The organism is Fulvivirga aurantia (assembly GCF_009711475.1).
Taxonomy (GTDB): Bacteria; Bacteroidota; Bacteroidia; order Cytophagales; family Cyclobacteriaceae; genus Fulvivirga; species Fulvivirga aurantia.
Window position 1 is genome coordinate 1 of record NZ_SMMD01000709.1, and the last position, 6,054, is coordinate 6,054.

At 39.7% G+C, this 6,054-nt stretch carries 7 protein-coding genes; 3 read left to right on the plus strand and 4 right to left on the minus strand.

Annotation, left to right across the window (positions count from 1 at the left end; translation table 11 throughout):
* The 3 genes from E1176_RS07815 to E1176_RS07825 all read left to right on the plus strand — a co-directional run.
* On the plus strand, positions 1-667 hold a 667-nt coding region (locus E1176_RS07815), incomplete at its 5' end, for a DM13 domain-containing protein (RefSeq protein WP_185152695.1).
* A gap of 8 nt (positions 668-675) precedes the next feature.
* Positions 676-1,518, plus strand: coding sequence for a hypothetical protein (locus tag E1176_RS07820; RefSeq protein ID WP_155210055.1), 843 nt, complete (start codon positions 676-678; stop codon positions 1,516-1,518).
* A 28-nt stretch (positions 1,519-1,546) separates the two neighbouring features.
* Positions 1,547-2,017: a YHS domain-containing (seleno)protein gene (locus E1176_RS07825; protein WP_155210056.1), complete on the plus strand. Its 471-nt coding sequence runs from the start codon at positions 1,547-1,549 to the stop codon at positions 2,015-2,017.
* Here the strand turns inward: E1176_RS07825 and E1176_RS07830 are convergent.
* The 4 genes from E1176_RS07830 to E1176_RS07845 all read right to left on the minus strand — a co-directional run.
* Positions 2,014-2,712 carry an ATP-binding cassette domain-containing protein gene (locus E1176_RS07830; protein WP_155210057.1) on the minus strand — a complete coding sequence of 233 codons (699 nt, stop codon included), beginning with the start codon at positions 2,710-2,712 and terminating at the stop codon, positions 2,014-2,016. The two genes, E1176_RS07825 and E1176_RS07830, sit on opposite strands and share 4 nt — an antisense overlap.
* A complete protein-coding gene (locus tag E1176_RS07835; protein ID WP_281349535.1) occupies positions 2,709-4,115 on the minus strand; it encodes a DUF5687 family protein in 1,407 nt (468 codons plus the stop codon). The genes E1176_RS07830 and E1176_RS07835 overlap by 4 nt, the downstream gene beginning before the upstream one ends.
* A gap of 50 nt (positions 4,116-4,165) precedes the next feature.
* On the minus strand, positions 4,166-4,963 hold the full coding sequence (locus E1176_RS07840) for a (Fe-S)-binding protein (RefSeq protein ID WP_185152696.1): 798 nt from the start codon (positions 4,961-4,963) through the stop codon (positions 4,166-4,168).
* A 33-nt stretch (positions 4,964-4,996) separates the two neighbouring features.
* Positions 4,997-6,054, minus strand: a 1,058-nt coding sequence (locus E1176_RS07845; protein WP_155210059.1) for a 4Fe-4S dicluster domain-containing protein, incomplete at its 5' end; no start/stop codon positions are given.

The window sequence follows — 6,054 nt, forward strand, 5'->3', positions numbered from 1 at the left end:
GAAGTTGATATTAAAACTTGCAGTGATATTAAACCTTACCTGGCTGTACTCTTCCTGCATTGGCACTGATGTAATTGAAGAGCTAAATCAACCTGAGCAATTGCAAATTACAAGTGCCATTATGAGCATCCAAGTGGGAGACTCCGTCTTATTTATGGCTGATTATTTCAATCAAATGGGGGAGAGAGATGAGGTGATGGTAGACTGGTCTTCAACCGACAATGCCATCATATCTATAGATGCAAATGGTTTGGCAAGAGCCCACCAAGAAGGTGAGGTGCTAATCTTTGCCATGGTAAATGCCTTAAAAGACTCCGTGATGATCTCTGCCGGTGCCGAAACAATTGCCGAAAACGCAAGAATGGCTACGTTTCAAGGTAAAAATAACTACACCGTAGAAGGAGATGCTTTTTTAGAAGAGTCAGAAAGTAGCTTGACATTACGGTTTGATTCTAATTTTAGAGCGTCAAACGGCCCCGGGTTACATGTGTATTTGAGTAACTCTGCCGAAAGTGTAGCAGGAGGTGTAGATCTCGGCAGTCTCAAGTCGAATACCGGAGCTCAGACCTATACCGTTCCCGATGATATAAACCTCAACACCTACAATTTTATAATTATCTATTGTCAGCCTTTTAATGTGCCGTTTGGTGCCGGGGAGCTAAACTAAAAATTATTATGAGACGATTAATAATACTTATTACCCTCAGTCTTTTTGCTTTTCAAAGTTTAGCAGGCGGAGGGTGGCCTCAGCCAAAGAAAAAAGGTTACTTAAAGTTGAACCAGTGGATGGTTGTGGCCGATCAATACTATACACCTGCAGGTGATATTATTTCGATAAGAACTACGGGTGTATACACCACCAGTATTTATGCGGAATACGGCTTCACTGACAGACTTACAGGTATCATTTACTTTCCATTTTTTAGTCGCAGCACACTGAATGAACAGGAGCGACCAGATGGCTCTCTAATAGAAAAAGGTGATGAATTGAACTCGGTGGGGGACACAGACCTTACCTTGAAATATGCGCTCGTTAAAGATCGTCCAATAGTGCTGAGTGCCAGCCTTACATTGGGTCTACCTTTCGGCAATGAGTCTGGAGGGAGAACCGAGCTGCTACAAACCGGAGATGGGGAGTTCAACCAGATGCTCACATTTGAAGCAAGTCATTCTTTTTATCCTGTAAATCTGTATGCCAGTACACTGGTCGGTTTTAATAACCGAACCAATGGTTTTAGTGATGAATTTCGCTATGGCGCTGAGGTTGGTTATACTCTTGGTAAATTCACAGGTATTTTTCGTTTATACGGCATTAAGCCATTGGGCAATGGTGATGGCGAAATAAACACAACCAATGGCATTTTTAGCAACAATGTTGAATATTTAGCCTACAGCCCAGAGTTGATCTATAGTTTTACTAAAAAAGCAGGTATTTCATTAAGTATGGGTAAGGTGTTTTACGGAAAGCAAATCCTGGCCAACCCGAGTTACTCAGCAGGAGTTTTTCTTAAATTTTAACTATATTGTTTGACAATATATCCGAGACATGAAGAAAAAACTCCTTATTGTCATCCCGAGCACACTTGTGGTGCTGCTCATCATAGTTATATATTTTGCCAAAAGCCACAGCATATCACCTCTAAGCTGGGGAGCACACCAGCCGATCTACAAAACTGGTGAAGTAGCAATAAACGGATATGATCCTGTAGCATACTTCAAACAAAATAAAGCCATTGAAGGTAGTCCTGAGTTTTCTTATAATTGGCAAGGTGCAGATTGGAGATTTGCTACAGCAAAAAACATGGAGCACTTCAAAAGTAAACCTGTCAAGTATGCCCCTCAATTTGGCGGTTATTGTGCGTTTGCAGTGAGTAAGGGGTTTACATCAGAAATAAACCCATCGGTTTATTACATGCAAAATGGCAAGCTTTATTTATTCTCAAATGAAGAGGTGCTTACCGAGTGGAAAGAAAATGAAGAGGTGATGAGAGCGTCAGCAGTTGAAAATTGGAACTAGACCTCCTCCTTATATTCGAAATATTGCTGTATATCACTTAAGTCACTTTCTGATTTAGAAAGAATATTCTTCACAGCTCCATTTTCCATCAACAATATTTGATCGCTTATCTTTTGAATATGATTCAGGTCATGACTACTGACCAACACAGTGGTTTTGGCTGGTTTATTTTTAATTAGGTTTATAAGAACATTTTGAGACGTTGGGTCAAGATTGGCATATGGTTCATCAAGTATGATGAGTTCGGGATTGCCTAGAAAAGCTGCGATAATACCTACCCTAGCTTTATTCCCAGCCGATAGCTCTCTTATAAACTTTTTCGATTTCAAATCATCAGTAAGTAGACTTTTGTAAGAGTTTATATATTTTTCAATATCATCTCCTTCGATTCCTTTAGCATTTAGCACAAACTTCCAAAACTCGTTGGGCGTTAAATACGGTATCAAAAATCGTTCATCTAAGTAAGCGCCTGTAAATTTTTTCCAGGCCTCATTGCCTTTCACCGGTTCATTTTTAATTTCACATATTCCCCCATCAGGTAGTAACAGATCTAGTAACAGTCTAAAAAACGTAGTTTTGCCCGCTCCATTATTTCCTACAATTCCGATAATATCACCTTTATCAATTTGCAGTTTTTCAATATTTACAGCTTGCTGACCTTTAAAATGTTTCTTCAATCCACTGACGTATATCATGATCTTCGGTAGTTTTCAATTAAATGATATCGGTATTTGACCCAGTGATTATTTACTTTACTAAATAATCTATTTCGATATAAAAGCCCTGCTAACCCAATTGCACCGAATATCGCAAATGTAACAGTACTTCCGAGTAATAGGCTCATCAGCCAAAAAATCAGACATGGTGCGAATAATAACACAAGTGGATTTATGAACTGTGCTGCCGATATACCCTGATAGTTAAAAAAACTCGTTTTATTAATATCTATCCTCTTGTTGTTATAAGCCATGATATAAAGCACAAAGTAAGTACCCATTCCAATTTGGAATAAAGCTACTGCGATGATGGGAAAAAGAGCAGCAGGCATAGCAATTAACACAAGTAGCGCTATAAATACTGCTATTATATTTAAATAAGTAAGTAGCTTATATTTTGAAATCAGCATATCACGCAAGCGGGTTCTTGTCATGAGCACATCAAAGTGCATGCTTTCCCATGATAAGCCTAAATAACCATATTGTACGGCCAGGCCTCCTATGATAAAGTAAAGTAGAAAGAACAGTATTCCTGCACTTGGTTCTTCAACCATTAGGCCTTTTCTAAGGGTATAGAGTAGGTATGGCGGCATTATCAAGTAGCTAATCAGCAGACCGCGTGGCCTCTTATTTCTTATAATTAACAATACTTCTTGCCAAAGAATCGGGTCTTTTAGGTTAAAGCCAAAACGAGGCATTCTGAACAATGGTTTACCATCGGCCTGGTATGACTCGCTTGTGTAATGATAAAATACATCTATAAATGCAGCTACTACAGCCACTGCCCATATTACTAATGCAGTACTCATCCCATTGGCGACTATCTGGTTATAAACTATGTCAACCAAGTAGAATTTATAATGAAGTATGGCTGACCCTATAAAAGTGACTGCTACGATAATTGCTATTTTGGATCTTTTCAGAAGGAGAACCAACAAATTATTAGTTGATACCAAAACCAAAATACCGGTCAAATAAATGACCTTAAAATCCCCTTCTAAATTAATTCCAGACAAGTAGAACGTAAAAAATCCGAGTGCCAGCAGGTTTACAATATTGACATGTGCCAAAAACAGAGACTGCCAGGCATAGCTGGTTTTCGAAATGGGCAAGGTGTAATAAGCATATTCTGCAAAACTGCGTGGTGCTAAAATATACCGCAGCAAAAGGTCTGAAGTCAAATAACCGATGGCGACAGCGATAGCACGCTTGTTTTGGTCAGAAAATAAGGGGGCTAGGTATATGCCAAGGCCTTTGGTAAGCAACAGAAGAAAGGCTATTACCAAAAAACCCCCAAAAACTGCCAGCCACAAATGTGCGCCCGACAAATTGGGGGATCTTTTAATTCGCTTTAAATAATGTTTGATGAGCCAATAACGCATGGTTAAAAATAATAAACCCGTGTTATTGTTCAACAACCATACAGCTTGTGTTACAACCCTTCAGCCTCAGCTATGAGCTCAGCAAGGTCTTTTACTTTCACGTCAGCTTCTCGCTCCTTGTTTTTAACACCATCACTCATCATAGTCATACAAAAAGGACAGCCTACAGCAATGGTATCTGCTTTTGTTTCTAAAGCTTCTTCCGTGCGCTCAATATTAACTTCTTTATCACCAGGCTCGGCATCTTTAAACATCTGAGCTCCACCTGCTCCACAACATAAGCCTTTAGTTTTGCAACGCTTCATTTCAACAAGCTCAGCATCTAAAGCCTCGAGTACTTTTCGTGGTGCTTCATAGACATTATTTGCTCTACCCAGATAACAAGAATCGTGAAATGTAATTTTTCGGCCTTTAAATTCGCCTCCGCCTTTAAGCGTTACCTTACCATCATTTATCAACTGCTGTAAAAATACTGAGTGATGTATTACTTCGTAATTTCCACCAAGTGCAGGGTATTCGTTTTTTATGGTGTTAAAGCAATGCGGGCATGCCGTCACTATTTTTTTAACGTTGTATCCGTTAAGCACCTGAATGTTAGACATGGCTTGCATCTGAAACAAGAATTCATTTCCAGCTCTGCGAGCAGGGTCACCTGTACAGGTTTCTTCCGGCCCCAAGACGGCAAAAGAAACCCCTACTTTATTTAGAATTTTAACAAAGGCTTGTGTTACGGCCTTGTATCTATCATCGAAACTTCCAGCACAACCTACCCAAAATAAAACTTCCGGAGACTCTCCTTGTGAGGTCATGTCGGCCATTGTTGGCACTTTATATGTTTTGTCGCTCATAATAATTGAGTGTTTATATTAATCAGCAATAATTTATTTCTGTTCTTTTAAATCGTTGGCCCAGTTAAACCTATCCGTTGGGGCAAACTTCCAAGGAGCAAAATTGGTCTCCACGTTTTGAAACATGCTGTTCCAAGATGCTGGTGAGCCCGACTCTTCCATCGCAACATATCTACGCATTTCCAAAATAATTTCCAGCGGGTTAATGTTTACCGGACAAGCCTCTACACAAGCATTGCAACTGGTGCACGCGTTTATTTCTTCTTTGGTAGTATAGTCTCCCAACAATGATTTACCGTCTTCCAAACCTTTGCCACCACTTGACAGGCTCTTACCAACCTCTTCAGCTCTATCTCGAGTATCCATCATTATCTTTCTAGGAGATAATTTTTTTCCTGTCATGTTTGCCGGGCACTCAGAGGTACAGCGTCCACACTCAGTACAGGCATAGGCATTCATAATATTTTTCCAGCTCAAGTCATTAACATCTTTAGCGCCAAACCGACCAATTTCTTCTGGCGGAGCCGCTGCTGCCTCTGTCTGCACACCTAGCATCATCTTTACTTCGTTGGTCACAGTGTCCATGTTATTCATTTCACCTTTCGGCTGTAGGTTCGAATAATAGGTATTAGGGAAAGCAAGAAAAATATGTAAGTGCTTAGAGTAAGTAACATAAATAGCAAAGGCTAAAATACCCACTATATGAAACCACCAGGCACCACGCTCTACAACTACTAAAGCTGAAGAACTCATACCTTCAAATAAAGGAATGAGCATTGAGCTAAAGAATAAAGAGCCTGTTTCTGTATAACCCGCATAATCTCTACCCTGCAATATTTGGTCAGAGGCATTCATTGTAAGAATAGCTAGCATCAAAACGATCTCGATGATCAAGATTAAGTTTGCATCTAACGTTGGCCATGAAGTCATCTCTCTTGCGTGGAATCTTTTCAAGCGTACAACATTTCTTCTCGTGAGAAAAAATACACATGAGATTAATACACCTATAGCAAGAAACTCAAAGATGTTCATCAACACATTGTAAAAACCACCCAGGTAAGGGGCAAAAAGTCTATGTGTTCCAAGAAACC

Coding starts and splice junctions, on each gene's coding strand:
- E1176_RS07820 (WP_155210055.1), top strand. CDS start 676: ATGAGACGATTAATAATACTTATTACCCTCAGTCTTTTTGCTTTTCAA.
- E1176_RS07825 (WP_155210056.1), top strand. CDS start 1,547: ATGAAGAAAAAACTCCTTATTGTCATCCCGAGCACACTTGTGGTGCTG.
- E1176_RS07830 (WP_155210057.1), bottom strand. CDS start 2,712: ATGATATACGTCAGTGGATTGAAGAAACATTTTAAAGGTCAGCAAGCT.
- E1176_RS07835 (WP_281349535.1), bottom strand. CDS start 4,115: ATGCGTTATTGGCTCATCAAACATTATTTAAAGCGAATTAAAAGATCC.
- E1176_RS07840 (WP_185152696.1), bottom strand. CDS start 4,963: ATGAGCGACAAAACATATAAAGTGCCAACAATGGCCGACATGACCTCA.